The sequence below is a fragment of the Burkholderia sp. KBS0801 genome (assembly GCF_005937855.2).
In the GTDB taxonomy this organism is placed as follows: domain Bacteria; phylum Pseudomonadota; class Gammaproteobacteria; order Burkholderiales; family Burkholderiaceae; genus Burkholderia; species Burkholderia ambifaria.
In genome coordinates this window covers 2,532,019-2,551,428 of sequence record NZ_CP042178.1, presented here as the reverse complement: position 1 = coordinate 2,551,428, position 19,410 = coordinate 2,532,019, and the positions used below count along the sequence as shown (strand labels likewise).

17 protein-coding genes and 1 riboswitch are annotated in these 19,410 nt (G+C 66.6%); of the genes, 13 read left to right on the top strand and 4 right to left on the bottom strand.

Annotation, left to right across the window (positions count from 1 at the left end; all coding sequences use genetic code 11):
• Positions 1 to 35: 35 nt before the first annotated feature.
• The 3 genes from FFI87_RS28320 to FFI87_RS28310 form a co-directional block, all read right to left on the bottom strand.
• Entirely contained in the window at positions 36 to 1,046 is a 1,011-nt protein-coding gene (locus FFI87_RS28320; RefSeq protein ID WP_138849902.1) for a sodium:calcium antiporter, read from the bottom strand.
• An 82-nt stretch (positions 1,047 to 1,128) separates the two neighbouring features.
• Positions 1,129 to 1,305, bottom strand: a riboswitch (yybP-ykoY riboswitch).
• Positions 1,306 to 1,439: 134 nt separating this feature from the next.
• Entirely contained in the window at positions 1,440 to 2,855 is a 1,416-nt protein-coding gene (locus FFI87_RS28315) for a heavy metal sensor histidine kinase (protein ID WP_138849903.1), read from the bottom strand.
• Positions 2,852 to 3,523: a heavy metal response regulator transcription factor gene (locus FFI87_RS28310; RefSeq protein ID WP_012365252.1), complete on the bottom strand. Its 672-nt coding sequence runs from the start codon at positions 3,521 to 3,523 to the stop codon at positions 2,852 to 2,854. The genes FFI87_RS28315 and FFI87_RS28310 overlap by 4 nt, the downstream gene beginning before the upstream one ends.
• Before the next feature lie 278 nt (positions 3,524 to 3,801).
• Here FFI87_RS28310 and FFI87_RS28305 point away from each other — a divergent pair, with 278 nt between their 5' ends.
• The 10 genes from FFI87_RS28305 (at position 3,802) to FFI87_RS28260 (ending at position 14,305) form a co-directional block, all read left to right on the top strand.
• Entirely contained in the window at positions 3,802 to 4,188 is a 387-nt protein-coding gene (locus tag FFI87_RS28305; RefSeq protein WP_138849904.1) for a hypothetical protein, read from the top strand.
• 93 nt (positions 4,189 to 4,281) lie between these two features.
• Positions 4,282 to 4,578: a hypothetical protein gene (locus tag FFI87_RS28300; protein WP_138849905.1), complete on the top strand. Its 297-nt coding sequence runs from the start codon at positions 4,282 to 4,284 to the stop codon at positions 4,576 to 4,578.
• Entirely contained in the window at positions 4,575 to 6,065 is a 1,491-nt protein-coding gene (locus FFI87_RS28295) for a TolC family protein (protein ID WP_138849906.1), read from the top strand. The genes FFI87_RS28300 and FFI87_RS28295 overlap by 4 nt, the downstream gene beginning before the upstream one ends.
• Before the next feature lies 1 nt (position 6,066).
• Positions 6,067 to 7,362 carry a multicopper oxidase family protein gene (locus FFI87_RS28290; protein ID WP_138849907.1) on the top strand — a complete coding sequence of 432 codons (1,296 nt, stop codon included), beginning with the start codon at positions 6,067 to 6,069 and terminating at the stop codon, positions 7,360 to 7,362.
• Positions 7,363 to 7,445: 83 nt separating this feature from the next.
• Positions 7,446 to 7,793, top strand: a complete 348-nt coding sequence (locus tag FFI87_RS28285; RefSeq protein ID WP_175709634.1) for a copper-binding protein — start codon at positions 7,446 to 7,448, stop codon at positions 7,791 to 7,793.
• A 14-nt stretch (positions 7,794 to 7,807) separates the two neighbouring features.
• A complete protein-coding gene (gene copC / locus FFI87_RS28280) occupies positions 7,808 to 8,212 on the top strand; it encodes a copper homeostasis periplasmic binding protein CopC (RefSeq protein ID WP_249180236.1) in 405 nt (134 codons plus the stop codon).
• Entirely contained in the window at positions 8,209 to 9,150 is a 942-nt protein-coding gene (locus tag FFI87_RS28275; RefSeq protein ID WP_138849910.1) for a CopD family protein, read from the top strand. The genes copC and FFI87_RS28275 overlap by 4 nt, the downstream gene beginning before the upstream one ends.
• Before the next feature lie 197 nt (positions 9,151 to 9,347).
• A complete protein-coding gene (locus FFI87_RS28270; RefSeq protein ID WP_138849911.1) occupies positions 9,348 to 11,162 on the top strand; it encodes an ExeM/NucH family extracellular endonuclease in 1,815 nt (604 codons plus the stop codon).
• Between the two features lie 819 nt (positions 11,163 to 11,981).
• A complete protein-coding gene (locus FFI87_RS28265; RefSeq protein ID WP_138849912.1) occupies positions 11,982 to 13,832 on the top strand; it encodes a S10 family serine carboxypeptidase-like protein in 1,851 nt (616 codons plus the stop codon).
• A gap of 44 nt (positions 13,833 to 13,876) precedes the next feature.
• Complete coding sequence (locus FFI87_RS28260) at positions 13,877 to 14,305, top strand: 2-oxoglutarate dehydrogenase (RefSeq protein ID WP_138849913.1); 429 nt, start codon at positions 13,877 to 13,879, stop codon at positions 14,303 to 14,305.
• A gap of 184 nt (positions 14,306 to 14,489) precedes the next feature.
• On the opposite strand, the gene FFI87_RS28255 is transcribed toward FFI87_RS28260, so the two are convergent.
• Complete coding sequence (locus tag FFI87_RS28255) at positions 14,490 to 15,494, bottom strand: helix-turn-helix domain-containing protein (RefSeq protein ID WP_138849914.1); 1,005 nt, start codon at positions 15,492 to 15,494, stop codon at positions 14,490 to 14,492.
• 206 nt (positions 15,495 to 15,700) lie between these two features.
• Between FFI87_RS28255 and FFI87_RS28250 the strand changes: the two genes are divergently transcribed.
• The 3 genes from FFI87_RS28250 to glyA all read left to right on the top strand — a co-directional run bounded on the left by FFI87_RS28250 (position 15,701) and on the right by glyA (position 19,328).
• Positions 15,701 to 16,948 carry a D-arabinono-1,4-lactone oxidase gene (locus tag FFI87_RS28250; protein WP_138849915.1) on the top strand — a complete coding sequence of 416 codons (1,248 nt, stop codon included), beginning with the start codon at positions 15,701 to 15,703 and terminating at the stop codon, positions 16,946 to 16,948.
• Positions 16,949 to 16,981: 33 nt separating this feature from the next.
• Positions 16,982 to 17,761 (top strand): SDR family NAD(P)-dependent oxidoreductase, encoded by a 780-nt coding sequence (locus FFI87_RS28245; RefSeq protein WP_012365265.1) that lies wholly within the window; start codon positions 16,982 to 16,984, stop codon positions 17,759 to 17,761.
• A 319-nt stretch (positions 17,762 to 18,080) separates the two neighbouring features.
• Positions 18,081 to 19,328, top strand: coding sequence for a serine hydroxymethyltransferase (glyA, locus tag FFI87_RS28240; RefSeq protein WP_012365266.1), 1,248 nt, complete (start codon positions 18,081 to 18,083; stop codon positions 19,326 to 19,328).
• The last annotated feature ends 82 nt before the right edge of the window (positions 19,329 to 19,410 follow it).

Below are 19,410 nucleotides of genomic sequence, written 5' to 3'. Positions count from 1 at the left end.
GCACGATGTTGCCCGATCGTGCGCGATGTCGCGTTTCAGCGCGTCAGCGTCACGAACAGATAGCCGACGTAACCGACCCCGTTCGCGAGCAACGCCCAGATCGCGAGCCCGTGCGCGCGGGCATTGACGCGCAGCCACGCCGCCGCCGCGAGCGTGATGATCACGCCGGTCAGCACTTCGGGGCGCGGCTCCCACGGCGTCAGCATGATGCCGATCGCCGGCAGCAGCGTGCCCTGGAACACCATCGCGCCGGTGATGTTGCCGAATGCGAGCGTGTCTTTCTTGCGGCGGATCCACAGCACGCTGTTGACCTTCTCCGGCAACTCCGTCGCGATCGGCACGATGATCAGCGACAGCAGCAGCGCGGAGATGCCGAGCACGTGCGACACGCCTTCGACGCCGTGAATGAAGCCCTTCGCACCGCCGACGAGCAGCGCGACGCCGATCGCGAGCTGCAGCGCGATGGTCGCGAGGTTGGTCGGCAGCCCGACACGCGACAGGAACATCGCGTGCGGCGCTTCGGTGCCGTGCCCGGCATCGACGAGCTGCGTCGACGCGCGGAACGTCATCACGACATACAGCACGTAGACGCCGACCAGCATCGCGGCGAGCAGCGCGCGGATTCCCCACGCATGATGCGGGACGAACATCGCGACGGTGGCGAGCGCGAACGCGGCGATGAAGTAGTTCAGGTCGCGCACGAAGCCGGTGCGCTCGGGCTTGATCGTGCCGGTCAGGCCGCGCGAGCGGATCACGGCGATCGTCATCAGGAAGGTCGTCAGCGTCGCGAGCATCAGCGGCGCGCCGAGAATCGCGCCGACGCCGATTTCCTCGTTCACGGCCGCATTCGACGTGCCGCCCGCGAGCGCGAGCAGCGGCACCATCGTTTCGGGCAGCGCGGTGCCGACGGCCGCGAACAGCGAACCGGTTACGCCTTCGGAAATCTTCAGCCGTTCACCGAGATGTTCGAGCGCATTCGTGAAGAACTCGGCGGCGACCAGGATGACGATCAGCATGAACGCCAGTTCGACGAGCATCAACGTCATGCGGCACCTCCGCAGGCAGGCATGCAGGCGGTCATGGAACTGATGAAACGCGAAGGACGGGCAACGAGGAACATGGGGACTCCGTGGTCGGACGTGGACGAACCATGACGCATCTGCCGACGTCCGACCAGGAACGGCGCGATGCGTCGATGGTCTCGCCAGACCGATTCGGCCGAACGCGCCACGGCCGCAGGCCGAGTATGTTGACGTGTTCGCTTTCCGGGGGATGGAAAGCAGGCTACTCCCCAAAGACGAAGGGCAGTCTAGCCGAGCCGGCCGCTTTCGGCAAGCTTGTGCAGTCACACCCTTTCATTCGGAAAGGCAGGTCGAGCGACAGCGGATGCGCATGCCGTAGCGGGGAAGCAATCGGCGTGCGCGGGCGTCACGCGCGTGTCACGCAGCGCGGGACGGGAAATACAGCGCGAACGTCGTGCGTCCGTCGCGGCTCTCGACCTCGACCTTGCCGCGGTGCAGCTCGATGATCGACTTGACGATCGCAAGCCCGAGCCCGGCGTTGCGCGCCGCGCCGTGCCGCGACGAATCGATCCGGTAGAAGCGCTCGAAGATCCGCTCGATCTGCTCGGGCGGAATCGCGGCGCCGCGGTTCGTGACTTCGACTACCGCGTAGCCGGGCCGCGTCGATACGGTCAGCTCGATCGTCGAGCCGGCTTGCGCGTGTTCGAGCGCGTTCGACGCGAGATTGCTGACGGCGCGCCGGAACAGCGTCGCGTCCGCGACGACCGGCGCTTCGCCCTGCACCGCGAGCTGCACGCCGGCCTCGTCGGCCAGCGCCTGGAAATACGACGCGAGCCGGCGCAGCTCGGCGCCCGCATCGAGTTCGACGGCCTTCAGGTGCTGCCGCGCATTGTCGGTGCGCGCGAGAAACAGCATGTTCTCGATCATTCGCTGCAACCGTTCGCATTCCTCGATGTTCGAATCGATCAGCGCTTCGTATTCATCGGTGGTGCGGGCGCGCGACAGCGTGACCTGCGACGAGCTGATCACGTTCGCGAGCGGCGTGCGCATGTCGTGCGCGAGGTCGGACGAGAACTGCGACAGCCGCACGAACGCGCGCTCGAGCCGGTCGAGCATCCGGTTGACCGACGTGGCGAGCTCGTGCAACTCGACCGGACCGCCGCGTGCATCGAGACGCGCGTTCAGGTTGTGTGCCTCGATGCGCGAGGTCTGCCGCCCGAGGCTCTCGACCGGGCGCAGGCCACGCGACGCGACCGCGTAGCCGAGCGCGCCGACCAGCAGCGCGCCGAGAGCGGCCGCGAGCCAGATGTCGACGCGATAGCTTTCCAGCAGCGACTGGCGATCGGTCGCCGTGCGCGCGAGCGCGACCTGGATGGTTTCGCCCGACGGCAGCGTGGCGTGCGCCCGCACGCAGCGCGACGTGCCGATGCCGGGCGGCGCGCAGGTGAACGGGCTCGCTGCCACGGTCGCTGCGTCGGCCGGCTCCGGCCGCGCGATCACCGACGCGAGCGTGTTGCCGGCTTCGTCGGTGTGTTCGACGAGCGGACGGTTCGCCGCGTCGTAGATGCCGAGATAGACGCCCGGATGCGACAGCAGCACTTCATGGAAGACGGCCGGATCGGCGCGCAATGCCGTCGTCGAACCGCTCGAGCGCGCAAGCTGCAGGAACTGGTTGAGCTTGCCGGCGATTTCGATGTCGTCGCGCCGGGTCAGCTCGGCGGACAGCGAGCGATACAGGTACGCGCCGGTCAGCGCGAACACGAGCGCGGCGACGGCGGCGAACGCGAGCGTCAGGCGCCGGAGCAGCGAATACGGCGCGGGGCCGCCGGTCACGAGCGATCCTCGAGCACGTAGCCCATCCCGCGGATCGTGTGGATCAGCTTCTTCTCGTAGGCGTTGTCGATCTTCGCGCGCAGGCGCTTGATCGCCGCATCGACGACGTTCGTGTCGCTGTCGAAATTCATGTCCCAGATCTGCGACGTGATGAAGGTGCGCGTCAGCACCTCGCCTTCGCGTTCCGCGAGCAGCTGCAGCAGCGCGAATTCCTGCGCGGTCAGGTCGATGCGGTTGTCCGCGCGCCGTACCCGGCGCTTGATCAGGTCGACCTCGAGATCGGCGACCTGCAGGAAGTCGCGCGCATTGCGCGGCGCGCGGCGCAGCAGTGAACGGATGCGCGCGAGGAACTCCGCATACGCGAACGGCTTGAGCAGGTAGTCGTCGGCGCCCAGTTCGAGCCCCGTGACCTTGTCCTCGATCGCGTCGCGCGCCGTCAGCAGCAGGACCGGCGTCTGCTTCTGCGCGCGCAGCCGCCGGAGCACCTCGAAGCCGTCCAGCTCCGGCAGCATCACGTCGAGCACGACGAGATCGAAATCCTCGTGCAGCGCGAGGAACAGCCCGTCCTTGCCGTTCTCGGCCACGTCGACCGTATAGCTCGCCTCCGCCAGCCCCTTGCGCAGGTAGGACGCCATCTTGGGTTCGTCTTCGACTATCAGTATCCGCATGGTGGAGCAGGCCGTTCGTGATTCATCCGTGATTTCAGCCGGTCAGTGTAACGCGTGAGCTTAGGGCGCCGCGCGTGCGCGAAAGATGACCGGCGGATGACGGAATTGTCATGAAGCGCGCTCGCCGTGCGATGCCCGCGTTTCATGAAAAACCGGTCATGTTTCGGCCATGTCGTCGTCACGACGGCGGCGATAAGCTGCGGTGGTCATGTGTCCGGAGCGCGCCGTCGCGGTGTCGCTCCCGTTCATCCGGTCGTAGCCTGCCTGATTCCGCATCCATGTCGTACTGGCGCAAATTCATCCTCGTCGTGCTGCTGGCGCTGAGCCTGCCGATCCAGTCGTTCGCGACCGGGTCGATGCAGTGCGCGGGCGTTGCGGCTGCCGTGCCGCATGCGGAGGATGGAGCGAGCGCCGATCACCCGGCCGCGTCGCTTGCGATGTCGAGCGCGCAGGGTGGCGAGCATGCGCATGAAGGCCACGCACGGCATGCATCGTCGTGTTCGTCGTGCGGGGCCTGCTGCTTCGGCACCGGCATCGCCGATCCTCCCGCGGTGTCCGCGGCGTCCGGCATCGGTATCGCGTTCGTCGCTTTCGCGCCGTCGCCGGTCATCGTGTCGTTCCTGACCGGCGGCATCGAGCGGCCGCCGCGCCGGCTTCCCGTCTAGTCCTTGCCTCTTCCGCGGTCGACCGGCCGCGATCCGCAAACCGTGCCGGCGGTCATTCGACGCCCGTCGCACGACTCACGACGAGAAACATCCATGCGATTGATCACTGCGGCGCTGCTTGGCGCGGCGGCCCTCGTGCCGTCGCTCGCGCCTGCGCAAACTCCGCGTCCCGATCCGGCCGATGCCGCCGCGCCGGTGCAGGACGTCGCCGTGCCGTCCGCATTCGACGGCTACGTGCGGTATCGGGACGATGCAGGCCCCGGCTGGAAACAACTGAACCGCGACGTAATGGAGCGGCCCGCGAAGGGGCACGCGAAGTCCGGAAGCGCGAAGCCCGGAAACACGGTGGGCGGCGCGGTCCATTCGATGCACGGAGAGGCCGCGCAATGACGAGACTTGCGATGTCACCGCGAATCGGCGCGACCGCGCTCGTGCTGGCCTTCCTCGCCGGCTGTACGACGTTCTCGAAGGACGGCGGCTTCGACGCCGTGTCGGCCACCGCATCGGAGCGGATCGGGAAAGACGCCGTCATCGTCAGGACCGACGCCGACCGCGACGCCGTCGACACACGGACGAAGGAACTGCTCGCGAAACCGCTGTCGATGGACGACGCGGTGCAGCTCGCGCTGCTGAACAACCGTGGCTTGCAGGCTTCGTACGCGGCGCTCGGGCTGTCGGAGGCCGATCTCGTGCAGGCCGGCCGGCTGCCGAACCCGCGCTTCTCGTTCAGCCGCACGCGGGCCGGCGACGGCGAGCTGAGCCTCGGGCGTACGTTCTCGGCGAACGTATTCGCACTGCTGACGCTGCCGCTCGCGACGAACATCGAACGCCGCCGCTTCGAGCAGACCAAGCTCGAGACGGCCGACGCGATGCTGAAGGTGGCAGCCGACGCGCGTCGCGCGTATGTCGAGGCCGTCGCCGCCGAACAGGCCGCGAACTATGCGCGGCAGGTGCGCGACGCCGCGAGCGCCGCCGCCGAACTCGCGCTGCGCATGCGCCAGGCCGGCAACTTCAGCCGCCTCGACTACGCACGCGAACAGGCGTTCCATGCGGACGCGGTCGCCCAGCAGGCGAAGGCGCAGCAGCAGGCCGTGGCCGCGCGCGAGAAGCTCACGCGGGCGATGGGGCTGTGGGGCGAGCGCATGCACTACGCGCTGCCCGAGCGTCTGCCCGACCTGCCGAAGGCGCGCCCGGACCTGCCCGATCTCGAACGCTACGCGATGAGCAACCGTCTCGACATCCAGGCCGCGAAGCTGCAGACGCAGGGCGTCGCGTCGTCGCTCGGACTGAGCAAGGCGACGCGCTTCGTCAACGCGGTCGATCTCGGCTACGTGAACAACTACGAGACCGACAAGGGGCACGAGCACGGCTACGAGATCAGCGTCGAGATTCCGCTGTTCGACTGGGGCGGCGCGAAGGTCGCGCGGGCCGAGGCCGTCTACATGCAGTCGGCGAACCGGCTCGCGCAGACCGCGATCGACGCACGCTCGGAAGTACGCCAATCGTACGCGGCGTACACGACGAGCTACGACGTTGCGACGCACTATCGCGACGAAGTCGTGCCGCTGCGCAAGACGATCTCGGACGAGTTGCTGCTGCGCTACAACGGGATGCTCGCGAGCGTGTTCGAGCTGCTCACCGATGCGCGTGAACAGGTCGGCGCGGTCAACGGCTACATCGATGCGCTGAAGGACTACTGGCTCGCCGAAACCGATCTGCAGATGGCCGTCGGCGGCCGGCTACCTACTTCGCAGTCGATCTCGCAGCCTGCGCCGCGCACCTCCGCGCCCGCCGCCTCCACGCCCGACGCTGCACCGCAGCCGGCTTCCTCTCCCGTGGCGCAACCGGCGCCCGCAACGCATCCGGAAGGTCATTGACATGGTGTCCCGTCGACAATTTCTCAGCGGCTCGGGCGCCGCGCTGCTCGGTGCGGCGATGGTCAGCAAGGCCGGCGCCGCGTCGCTGCCCGAAGCGCCCACGATGGCGAAGGCCGGCACGCAGCCGCCGCTCGTGCCGCCCAACGGTCGTCCGTACACGCCCGTCGCGACGCTGAACGGCTGGACGCTGCCGTGGCGGATGAAGAACGGCTGGAAGGAGTTCCACCTGACGGCCGAGCCGGTCGTGCGCGAGATGGCGCCCGGGATGAACGCGAACCTGTGGGGCTACAACGGCCAGTCGCCGGGCCCGACGATCGAGGCCGTCGAGGGCGACAAGGTCCGCATCTTCGTGACCAACCGCCTGCCCGAGCACACGACGATCCACTGGCACGGGCTGCGGCTGCCCAACGGGATGGACGGCGTCGGCGGCCTCACGCAGCCGCATATCCCGCCCGGCAAGACCTTCGTCTACGAGTTCCAACTGGAGGCGCACGGCACGTTCATGTATCACCCGCACGCCGACGAGATGGTGCAGATGGCGATGGGGATGATGGGCATGTTCATCGTGCACCCGAAGGACCGCGCGACGATGCCGGTCGATCGCGACTTCGTGTTCCTGCTCGCCGCGTACGACATCGACCCGGGCAGCTACACGCCGCGCGTGAACGAGATGACGGACTTCAACATGTGGACGTTCAATTCTCGCGTGTTCCCGGGCATCGACCCGCTGCCGGTGCGTGCGGGCGACCGCGTGCGGATTCGTTTCGGCAACCTGACGATGACGAACCACCCGATCCACCTGCACGGCTACAGCTTCGAGGTCGCCGGCACCGACGGCGGCTGGATTCCGGCGGCGGCGCGCTGGCCGGAGGTGACGGCCGACGTCGCGGTCGGCCAGATGCGCGCGATCGAGTTCACCGCCGATCGCCCCGGCGACTGGGCGTTCCATTGCCACAAGTCGCATCACACGATGAATGCGATGGGCCACCAGGTGCCGAACCTGATCGGCGTGCCGCAGAAGGATCTCGCGCAGCGCATCGGCAAGCTCGTGCCCGACTACATGGCGATGGGCAGCACCGGCGGCGCGATGGGCGGCATGGAGATGCCGCTGCCCGACAACACGCTGCCGATGATGACGGGCACCGGCCCGTTCGGGCCGCTGGAGATGGGCGGCATGTTCACGGTGCTGAAGGTCCGGCAGGGGCTCGGCCGCAACGACTATCGCGATCCGGGCTGGTTCCGGCATCCGAAGGGCACCGTCGCCTACGAATACACCGGCGAATTGCCGGACGGCTGAGCGGCGGCCAACAGCGGCAAGCGGTGGCCGCGCGGTGCGAGCCACCGGTTTCATTTCACTCACTCTGGATGGAGCAGGCAATGATGAAGAAAGGACTGGTTTCGATTGCAACGGGTTGCGTGCTGGTGTTTTCCACTGCGTCGTACGCGGCCGGCGACATGGCCGGCATGGACATGGGCGGCAACGCGAAGCAGGGCGCCAGCGCGACGCACGGGATGTCGCACGGCGAGATCCGCAAGATCGACTCGGCCGCCGGCAAGCTGACGATCAAGCACGGCCCGCTCGAGAACCTCGGGATGGACGCGATGACGATGGTGTTCAAGGTCAAGGACCCGGCGATGCTCACGCAGGTCAAGGCCGGCGACAAGATCGATTTCGTCGCCGAGGACGTGGACGGCGCGTTGACCGTCGTCGAACTGCGCAAGCCGTGATGCCGGGGCGGAACATGCACACGAAGATCACGATGCTCATGCGGTTCGTCCGCTGCGTCCGGTTCGTTCGCTTTGTCGCGGCCGGCGCGCTGATCGCCGCCGCGCCGGTTGCGGCCTGGGCGCACGGCAAGCTGGAGAGCGCGACGCCCGCGACCGGCAGCACGGTCGACACCGCGCCCGACACGTTGCGGCTCGCGTTCAACGAAGACCTCGAGCCCACCTTCAGTTCGGTGAAGGTGTCGGACGCGAACGGCAAGCCCGTCGCGCACGACAGCGCGAAGGTCGATCCGGCGACGCCGCGCGTGATGACCGTCGCGATGCCGAAGCTCGCGCCCGGTGCGTACACGGTGCAATGGGTGGCGATGACGGCCGACGCGCATCGCACCAAAGGCACCTATACGTTCAAGGTGAAAGGGTGAACGAAGGCTTCGTCGGCATGCTGCGGCTTGTAGCCGTGGCGATCCAGAACGCCGGCTTTGCCGTCGTCGTCGGCACGTTGCTCGGCAACCGCTGGCTCGCGCGGGGCGCGTCGGCGTGGCAGCACGACATCGCGGGGCGGCTGCTCGCGACGCTGCGTGGTGCGTCCGTCGTGTCGCTGCTCGCGAGCATCACGGCGTTCTGGGCGCACTGCGCGTTGATGAGCGAAGTGCCGCTGCTCGAAGCGGCGCCGGCCGTGCGCGCGATGCTCGCCGGCACGGGGTTCGGTCATGCGTGGCTGGCCGGCGCCGTGTTCATGCTCGCGGTCGTGATCCTGTCGTTCGTTCGGCGCGCGACCGATACGCGCTTTCCGTTCGCGATCTGGGTCGCGCTCGCATGCGTCGCGCTGGCGCGCAGCAATGGCGGCCATCCGGTCGACGCGGGGCTGTTCAGCGTGCCGGTGTGGGTCGACTGGCTGCATCTGCTGGCGATCAGCGCGTGGGTCGGGCTCGTGCTCGTGACGGCGTTCGCCGTGATGCCGCGATTCGCCGGGATGCCTGCAAGCGAGCGCACGACCGGCGCGTCGTTCGTGCAGTCGCTCTCCGATGCGTCGACGGTTGCACTGGCGGTGCTGTTCGCGACCGGCGCATACAACGGCTGGCGCGGCGTCGATACGCCGGACAACCTGCTCGCATCGACGTACGGGCAGATCCTGCTGCTCAAGCTCGCGCTCGTGCTGATCGCGGCGGCGCTCGGCGGACACAACCGGTTCTTCGGGATGCCGAAGCTGCTGGCCGCGCTGAAGGATCCGGCGGCCGCGATGCCGGTCGTCGCGTTGCGCGGGTTCGGCGCGGTGCTGCGGATCGAGGCGGTCGTGCTCGCCGGCGTGCTGATGGTGGCGGCCGTGCTCGTGTCGAGCGCGTTGCCGGGGACGGTCTAGCGTCGCGGCGGGGTGAGTGGTGACGCCGGCAGCGGGAAATCGTCGGAACGGGGCCGGCGTTTGTTGGACGATTTCCCGCTTTTCGATCGCAATCGCGCAGCGATACCGGCAATTACATATGCCTGTCTGCCGGTTACTAAAAACTGTCACCGAGCGCCGCTAAGCTTTCGCCACCCTCACAACCGGGATTCCCCGCCATGCGCTCGACAATCCGCCTGTTTGCCCCGCTATTGCTGCTGCCCACGCTTGCCGCGCCGGTCCTCGCGGCGACCGCCGCCCCCGTCAGCCCGAACTGCGGCGGCAGCACGACGCCGATCGCCGACATCCAGGGGCCGGGCGCGCCGTCGCCGCTCGCCGGCCAGAACGCGTCGATCGAGGCGGTCGTTACGGCCGATTTCGGCGGCACGGACGGCTTCGGCGGCTTCTTCGTCCAGCAGGCCGACCCGCAGCGCCGCAACCAGCCGGGCGTGTCCGAAGGCCTGTTCGTCTATGCGCCGAAAGTGCGCGCGAAGGCCGGCGATCTCGTGCATGTGACGGGCAAGATCGAGGAGAAATACGGGCAGACGCAGCTCACGCTGTCGGGCGCGATCGCGGTGTGCGCGAACGGCCAGACGGTCACGCCGGCGACGCTCACGCTTCCGGTCGACAGCCCGAACGCATTCGCCGCGTATGAAGGAATGCTGGTACGCCTGCCGCAGACGCTCACCGTCACCGACAACTACGAGCTCGGCCGCTACGGCAGCACGATGCTGAGCAACGGCCGACTGCGCACGCCGACGAGCGTGGTGCCGCCGTCGCAGGTGCAAGCGCAGATCGATGCGAACGCACGCAACCGGCTGATCCTCGACGACGGCTCGAACAAGCAGAACCCCGCGAACGTGCCGTATCCGGCGCCGGAACTGTCGGCCGCGAACACGCTGCGCTCGGGCTATACCGTGCGCAACGTCGAAGGCGTGCTCGAGGTGCGCTACGGAGCATGGCGTGTGCAGCCGCTGCCCGGCGCGGCCGCACCGACGTTCGACACGCGCTCGAACCCGCGCACCAACGCACCGGCACGCGATCCGAAATCGAATCTGCGCGTCGCGTCGTTCAACGTCCTCAACTACTTCAACGGCAACGGCATGGGCGGCGGCTTCGACGATCCGAACAACCGCGGCGCGAAGAGCTTCCAGGAATTCCAGCGTCAGGAAGCGAAGATCGTCAGCGCGCTGAAGGCGCTCGACGCCGACGTGATCGGCCTGATGGAAATCCAGAACAACGGCTACGGCGAACTGAGCGCGGTGCGCCAGCTCGCGGCGAAGCTCGGCAGCAACTGGCGCGTGGTCGATCCGGGCACGTCGCGCCTCGGCGGCGACGCGATCACGGTCGCGATGATCTACGACAGCCGCACGGTCGAACCGGTCGGCCGCGCGTCGACGCTCGCGATCGACGACAAGAACCGTCAGCCGCTCGCGCAGTCGTTCCGCCGCGTCGGCGGCAACAAGCAGGCGCTGACGATCGCGGTCAACCACCTGAAGTCGAAGAACTGCCCGGACGCGGCGAACGACGACCTCGACCAGGGCGACGGCCAGGGCTGCTGGAACCCGACGCGCACGCGCGCGGCGGCGAAGCTGGCCGACTGGCTCGCCGGCACGCCGACGGGCGTCGCGGGGCAGGGCACGCTGCTGATCGGCGACTTCAACAGCTACACGTATGAAGACCCGATCCGCCTGCTCGAAGCGCGCGGCTACCGCAACCTCGTGTCGCGCTGGATAGGCGCGAACGCGTACAGCTACGTGTACAACGGCGAAGCCGGCTACCTCGATCACGCGCTCGCATCGCTGCCGCTCGCGTCGCACGTGAAGGCCGTGCACGAATGGCACATCAACGCGGACGAGCCGCTCGCACTGCAGTACACGCTCGCGTACAAGTCGGCCGAGCAGCAGAAGACGTACTACGCGCCGGATGCGTATCGCTCGTCGGATCACGATCCGGTGCTGATCGATATCGCGCTGCCGGGCGGCGGGCGCTGATCGTCGCTCGAGCGTTTGAGCGGTTGAACGATGGCGTGCGGCGCGGCCGCACGTCGCTGCGTGAGCGGGGGCGTCGCCGCTCGCTCGCGCGGCCTCTCCATTCCCTGCGCATCACGTGCCCGATTCGCGATTGCCGCAATGCAATTCGCAATCCGCAATGCGCGGGGCGAATGATTGCTTCTTCCTTGTGAATAACCCGCATCTTACGCAACCGTGCGGCGTTATTCCGCTATCGGGTAAATAATTCCGCGGCATCTCCTGAAAATCCCGGAAATCGGTATTTCGTGGATAGAGGCGGCTGTTATTCAGCAATTCAAGTCAATCGGCTTCGGGTAATTAAAATGAAAGAATAAGCCTGTCGATTTGAAGGCATTCCATATGCGCCCACCAATGCCAGAAAAGGGTTATGCGACCTGCGACAAAGCCGCGGCATTCCGGGAAAAACGTCTCGAATGGCGAGCCGGCTGCGACCAATCGTGCTTTCTTTCAAATTCCAGACACTGATCTTCGTTCGCATCATCAGAGATTTTTTAATATCCGAATGATCTTTGACAACGCGGCGCAACACCGCCTATTTTTGTGGTGTCGTAAATTTTGGTAATACAAAAGTCGTCAAAACTGCAAGGGGGCGGCGTTTCCGCATCATTCTCCGCCAGCAGTTTGCTGTGTCTGTATCAAGTTCAGTCTCTCGAAGAAGTCCAATCCCCAACCGCCGTCTGCCGATCGTGCAACGCGAGTGGCGGGTGTGCCTGCGCGTTTTTCGCCGGCGATGGCGGCCTGTGTGTGAAGCGATATTCGACCCAACACAAGGACAGAGGCATGCAACCAGACAGGAGCAGTACCGGCAGCCGCCGCGAACGCCGCGGCCGGCTGGCCGGGCTAGGCGCATTGACCGTCTTGACCATGGTGCTCGCGGGCTGCGGCGGCGACGATTCGTCGTCGGTCGGCGCATCGAGCCTCGCGCAGGCCACCGCCAGCCAGCAGGCCGGCGCGCAACAGGCGGCCGGCAATCAAACTTCGGCGGCGAACCAGCCTTACGTCGACCCCGTTGCCTATTCGCTGAACGCGACAGACGGCCTTGCGGCCGCGCAGGTGTCGGAGAAGGCCGCGGTGATGCATTACCAGTGGAAATCCGGCGGCACGACGGTCAACTACACGACGACCACTGGCCACCTGACCGCGCAGGATGCGAACGGCAACGCGGAAGCGTCGATGTCGTATGTCGCGTACACCGCGCCGAGCACGAACGGCAAGCCGCGTCCCGTCACGTTCGTCTATAACGGCGGCCCCGGCTCGTCGTCGATCTGGCTGCGGCTCGGCTCGTTCGCGCCGACGCGCGTCGCGACGCCCGATCCGCTGTTCGGCACCAACTGGCCGAACTATCCGCTCGTCGACAACGCGGAAAGCCTGATCGACACCACCGACCTCGTGTTCATCGACCCGCCGGGAACCGGGCTGTCGGAAGCCGTGTTGCCGAACACCAACCAGAAGTACTGGGGCTCCGACGCGGACGTCAACGTCATGCGCGACTTCATCCAGCGCTACCTGAACGTGAACGGCCGCGGCACGTCGCCGATCTACCTGTACGGCGAATCGTACGGCACGCCGCGCACCGACATGCTCGCGCTGGCGCTCGAATCGGCCGGCGTGCACCTCACAGGTATCGTGCTGCAATCGGCGATCCTGAACTACTTCGCGGATGCGGTGGAGGCGGTGGCGATCACGCAGTCGACCGAAGGGCTGCTGCTCGACACCGATACCGTGGCCGGCTATCTGCCCGGCTATGCGGCGGTCGCGGCGTACTTCAACCAGGTGTCGCCGGCGCCGGTCAATCCATTTCTGTACGCGCTGCAGACCGAACTGTTCACGACGCTGATCTACAACCAGCTGCAGAAGTACTCGCAGTCGTGGGTGCTGAGCCAGCTCGGCATTCCGGATGCGCTCGGCACGCCGGTGTTCCCGAGCGACGCGACGCTGAAGCTGTGGTCGATCCCGTCGAGCCTTACGCAACAGGCGCTGCGCGACTACTTCAACGCGAACCCGTTCGGCACGAACCTGGTGCCCGGCACGACGATCGGCCGCTACGACGGACGCGTGTCGTTGCCGAACAGCGATCCGCGGCTGCAGACGGACGGCGACCCGTCGGACATCCTGATCTCGCAGCCGTTCACGAACGCGCTCGCGACGCAGATGCCCGACTACCTCGGCTACACCGCGCCGAACGCGACCTACCTGCCGTTGAACGACAACATCATCCAGGTGTGGGACTTCTCGCATGACGGCCAGCCGATGCCCGACACGATCCCCGATCTGCTCGGCGCGCTGCAGCTCAATCCGAAGCTCCAGGTGCTCGCGGAGAACGGCCTCCACGACCTCGCCACGCCGTTCTTCAACACGGAGAAGCAGCTCGCCCGTCTGCAGACGGTGAAAGGCCTGAATCCGAAGCTGCAGGTGAACTTCTTCCAGGGCGGCCACATGACGTATCTGGATGACGTCGCACGTCCTCAGATGAAGCGCGACCTGGCGACTTTCTACAAGGGCGCGCGGATTCCGACGGCGCTGACGCTGAAGACCCTGCCGCCGCCGTGGCCGGACGAGAATCCGGCCGGCACGCCGACCGGCAGCACGCCGGGTGCGACGGCCTCGACTTCGCTGGCAGCGGCACCGTAAACGACGGACTCCTTGCGAAAAGGAACCCTCTATTCATCCATTGAATGCGAGTGATCATGTCTCCAATCAACTTGATGCGACGTATGTGTTCGTTGATCGTCCTCGGTGCGGTGATGAGCGTCGCGCATGCGCTGCCGCCGCAGGCGGTGGCGCCGGTGAAGCTGCCGCACGGCGGCCACGGCGTCGACGGTCCGTTCTTTCCGTCGACCCGCGTGGCGCCGGTATTGCCGTCGACCGGCGCGACGCTGCAGCAGCAGGCGCAGAAGCGTGTCGATGCCCGGCTCGGCGGCAACACGGTGCTGGGCAACGGCGCGGCGGTGACCAAAGCGCAGGCGCAGAGCAGCGGGCTCGGGTTCGTCGCGAAGCACTTCGACGAGATCGATGCAAAACACACCGGTCGCGTGACGATGAGCGATGTGCGGCAGTTCATCCAGCAGCGGCAGGTGCAGGCAGAGCAGGAACAGCAGGAGTGACGGTGTAGCGAGTTCGCCGGGTGGGAAGGCGGCCGGTGCCGGTTCGGTGCCTGTTGCCCCCACCGCGGCGGCGGCCTGCGTTCAACCTGCAGCGGCGCACGTTCGGCCGCAGCCTTCTTCATGGAAGTTCGGCACAGCACGAAGCCGCATCAGCGTCGCGCGTCACGCCTCGCACGATCGACGCTCACGCTTCCCGCTGCGCGTAGCGCCTCGCCGTCGCCGACGGCAACTCGCCGAACATCGCGCGATAGTCCTGCGCGAAACTGCTCAGGTGCCAGAAGCCCCACTTCGTCGCGGCCGACGTCACGGGGCCGCCGAGCCGCAGCTCGCGGCGAACGTGATTGAGCCGGACGGCGCGCAGGTAGGCGATCGGATTCAGATTGAGCGTGTCGTTGAACGCGTATTGCACGGTACGCCGGCTGATGCCAAGCTGCACGCACAGTTCGGCGATCGACAGCGGGCACGTCGACGCATCCTGCAGCCGCGCCTGCGCCGCGTTGACGAGCGACCAGTACTTCGTCGAACGGGTCGCGAGCGCGTCCGCGTGCGGCTCTGGCATCGTCATCGCTTCGGAAATCGCATACAGCACGGTCCGCTCGAGCAGTTCGATGCGGTCCTGCGTCGTCACGTCGTCGGCCGGCGTGCTCTTCGCGGCCGCGGCCATCGCATGGCGTAGCAGGTGGCGCAGGCGATCCGCGACCGGGGCCGTCATCGGGATCAGCGGTGCGAAGGTGCGGGCCCGCAGCGACGCGGCGAACGTGCGCAGCGCTGGCGTCGACAGCTTGTCGGGCGCGATCTCGACGTTCACGAGCACGTGCCGGTCGGGAGAATAGAACTCGAACACGGGCTGGCTCGAGAACACGTGCAGGCTGTCGCGCCCGCTCTTTTCGCCGCACATGCGCGCATGGCCTTCGAGCTCCAGCGGCACGGCCACCGCGACGCGATCCGACGGCACCGCGCCCTGTTGCAGGATCACCTTGTCGAGGTCCTCGACCAGCAGCCGGATGCCGCCGAGCGACACGATGGACGAGGAGCCATGAAACCGGCCGCCCGAGATCTGCGTGTAGTTGAGGTGCCAGCCGTCGAAGATCCGTGCCTGCTCCTCCACGTCGGTGAACGCGCAGAACGTCACCCTGCGCGCGAGCGGCGGCGCGCCGGACAAATCGCTCGGATCGGCAGACGGCGTCATCGGAGTCGGGAGGGGAGCGGGCGGATCGATTCATTGTAGTCGTTGCACGCGCCGGTCAAAAAACCCCCGGAGAAAACCCTCGCTTGCCGAAATCCGATAGTGCAAAGCCGGCCGGCGAAATATCGTTGGCACGAACACGGCGCATCGCGCCGGCGCCTGGAGTCTCCCGCTTCGTTGCCGGCCCGCGCACTTCAGGAGAGACGTTGATGGAGCTTCCACGTGGCGGATTCTGGCGGAACTGGGTCGGCAATCAGTCGTGCGTCGCGGCGCACATGGCGGCGCCCACCAGCGAGGCGCAGATTGCCGAGCTGGTGCATGCCGCGACGAGCCAGGGCAAGAACGTCCGCTGCGCGGGATCGGGGCATTCGTTCACGCCCGTCGTCGCGACGAGCGGCCTGCTGCTGTCGCTGAAGGACTACCACGGCATCGTCGCGGTCGACGAGCAGCAGAAGCGCGTGACGGTGAAGGCGGGCACGCGTATCAACGCGGTCACGCAGCATCTGAAGCAAATCGGCTTCTCGCTCGTCAACCAGGGCGACATCGATTCGCAGGCCATTGCCGGCGCGTTGGCGACGGGCACGCACGGCACCGGGACGACGCTCAGCAACCTGTCGTCGCAGGTGGTCGGGATGCGCATCGTTCGCCCCGACGGCTCGATCATGGAAGTGAGCGACAAGCAGGACCTCGACCTGCTGCACGCGACGCAGGTGAATATCGGCATGTTCGGCGTGGTCTCGGAGCTGACGCTGCAGGTGACCGACGCGTTCTGGCTGCACGACCGCGTGTGGCGCGAGGACTTCGACGCGCTGATGGAACGGTACGACGAGCTCGCGGCGACGCACCGGCATTTCGGCTTCTTCTGGTGCCCGACGTCCGAAAGCCGCCACCTGTACTGCCTGCCCGACACCACCGCGGTGTCGAATTCGAAGAAGGACTACGACGTGTGCGAAGTGAAGGTGATGGATGTCACCGACGTGCGCACGTACCACGAAGGCGAGCACGAGAAGATCGCATACAGCTCCGAGGTCTACGCGATCCACTACGTCGCGAACTTCCACGAGCTCGAGTACGCCGTGCCGGCCGAACACGGCAAGGAAGCGCTGCGCCGCGTGCGCGACCTGATCCTCACGAAGCATCGGGACTGCATCTTCCCGGTCGAGTACCGCTTCACGAAGGGAGACCCGGCATGGATCAGCCCGTTCAATCACCAGGACAGCGTGACCATCTCGTGCTCGGGCGGTCCGAACGGCGTCGACTACTGGCCGTTCCTGAAGGATGTCGACGACATCCTGCGCGACTACGGCTCGCGTCCGCACTGGGGCAAGCTGCACTTCACGAACCGCGACGACGTGGACCGCTGGTTCCCGAAGGCCGAGGCGTTCCGTGAACTGCGCCGCAGCGTGGACCCGGAAGGCCGTTTCCTCAACGATCATCTTCGGACCTTGTTCAGCTGACGGGTCCTGACGAATCACACTGGAGAACGACGCATGAATGCCAAGATTGACGGTCGCCTTGCCGGCAAGGTCGCCATCGTGAGCGGCGGCGCGGGCGGATGCGGCGCCGCCGCGTCCGAGCTGTTCGCCGCGCAGGGCGCGAAGGTGGCGATCATCGACCGTGACGGCGACGCGGCCGACACGCTCGCGTCGCGGTTGCGTGATGCCGGCTTGCAGGCGATCGGCCTGCAAGCCGACGTGTCGAAGCAGCCGGACGTGCAGACCGCGGTCGATGCGGCCCGCGCGCAGTACGGCAACGCGGACATCCTGTTCAATCATGCGGGCACGCTGATCGTCAAACCGTTCCTCGATATCGAGGAGTCGGAATGGGACTGGCTGATGGGCGTGAACGTGAAGAGCATGTTCCTGATGACGAAGGCGGTGCTGCCGCAGATGCTGGAAAAAGGACGCGGCAGCATCGTCTGTACGTCGTCGATCTCGGCCGTCTTCGCGACGCCCGGCGAGGTGCTGTATGACGCGACCAAGGGCGCGTGCCAGATGTTCGCGCGCGCGATCGCCGTCGAATACCGCGATCGCGGCATCCGCTGCAACGCATTGGCGCCGGGGTTCATCCGCACGCCGCACGGCATGCGCGAGCTGAAGGATCTGCAGGCGATGGGCGTGGACGCGACCGAGGCGGCCGTCGCGGTGCAGCAGGGCAGGCTGTGCGAGCCGTCGGAAGTGGCCGCGGCCGCGCTGTTCCTTGCGTCCGACGAATCGAGCTTCGTCAACGGCACCCAGCTGTTCGTCGACAACTGTTTTTCCGCCGTTTAGGCCCCCATATACGAAAGAAGCCGACGGGCAGGCGCGACCTCTCCGGGAACGGCGGGTTCGGTCGAAGGTGCCGCAGCGATGCGGACCTTCGATTTTTTTGGCTGGGCGTCGCGCGATGCGTCCTAGCGGAATGTCGCAATCCTTCTATCTGAACGACGTGGCGTCTGCTGGAATGGCAATGACGAGTCACCGTTCAGCCGGCTTCGCGACGCGGCAGGGTTGTCGACGTCATCGAGCGCCGCTCCGGCGCTCGGCTTCGCGGGTCCGGGCAAGTCCGGCATACCAGGATCAATCCATCACTCTCTTCTGATCAATCATCATGTTCAATCGCACTACCAGCACCGTCGCCAACGTCGATCCCGAACTCTGGACTGCCATTCAGGACGAGAACCGCCGCCAGGAAGATCACATCGAGCTGATCGCGTCGGAAAACTACACGAGCCCGGCCGTGATGGCCGCCCAGGGCTCGCAGCTCACGAACAAGTACGCGGAAGGTTATCCGGGCAAGCGCTACTACGGCGGCTGTGAATACGTCGACGTGGTCGAGCAGCTGGCGATCGACCGTGTGAAGCAGCTGTTCGGCGCGGAAGCCGCGAACGTGCAGCCGAACTCGGGTTCGCAGGCGAACCAGGGCGTGTTCTTCGCGATGCTCAAGCCGGGCGACACGATCATGGGCATGAGCCTGGCGCACGGCGGTCACCTGACGCACGGCTCGCCGGTGAACATGTCGGGCAAGTGGTTCAACGTGGTGAGCTACGGTCTGAACGAGCAGGAAGACATCGACTACGACGCGGCCGAGCAGCTCGCGCAGGAACACAAGCCGAAGCTGATCGTCGCGGGCGCGTCGGCGTTCGCGCTGAAGATCGACTTCGAGCGTCTGGCGAAGATCGCGAAGTCGGTGGGTGCGTACCTGATGGTCGACATGGCGCACTACGCGGGCCTGATCGCGGCGGGCGTGTATCCGAACCCGGTGCCGCATGCCGACTTCGTGACGACGACGACGCACAAGAGCCTGCGCGGCCCGCGCGGCGGCGTGATCCTGATGAAGGCCGAATACGAGAAGCCGATCAACTCGGCGATCTTCCCGGGCATCCAGGGTGGGCCGCTGATGCACGTGATCGCGGCGAAGGCCGTGGCGTTCAAGGAAGCGCTGTCGCCGGAATTCAAGGCGTACCAGGAAAAGGTGGTCGAGAACGCGCGCGTGCTGGCTGAAACGCTGGTCAAGCGCGGGCTGCGAATCGTGTCGGGCCGCACCGAAAGCCACGTGATGCTGGTGGACCTGCGCGCGAAGAACATCACCGGCAAGGCAGCGGAAGCGGCGCTGGGTGCTGCACACATCACGGTGAACAAGAACGCGATCCCGAACGATCCGGAAAAGCCGTTCGTGACGAGCGGCATCCGTCTGGGTTCGCCGGCGATGACGACGCGCGGCTTCGGCCCGGCGGAAGCCGAGCTGGTCGGCAACCTGATTGCGGACGTGCTGGAAGCGCCGGAAGATGCGGCGACGATCGAGCGCGTGCGCGGGCGCGTCGCGGAGTTGACGCAGCGTTTCCCGGTCTACGGCTGACCCGCTGCAGTCGGGCGCTCGGTCGGGCGTTCAACTGCACAAGCGGTTGAACGTCGTCCGGTCCGAAGCGACGTAAAAAAAT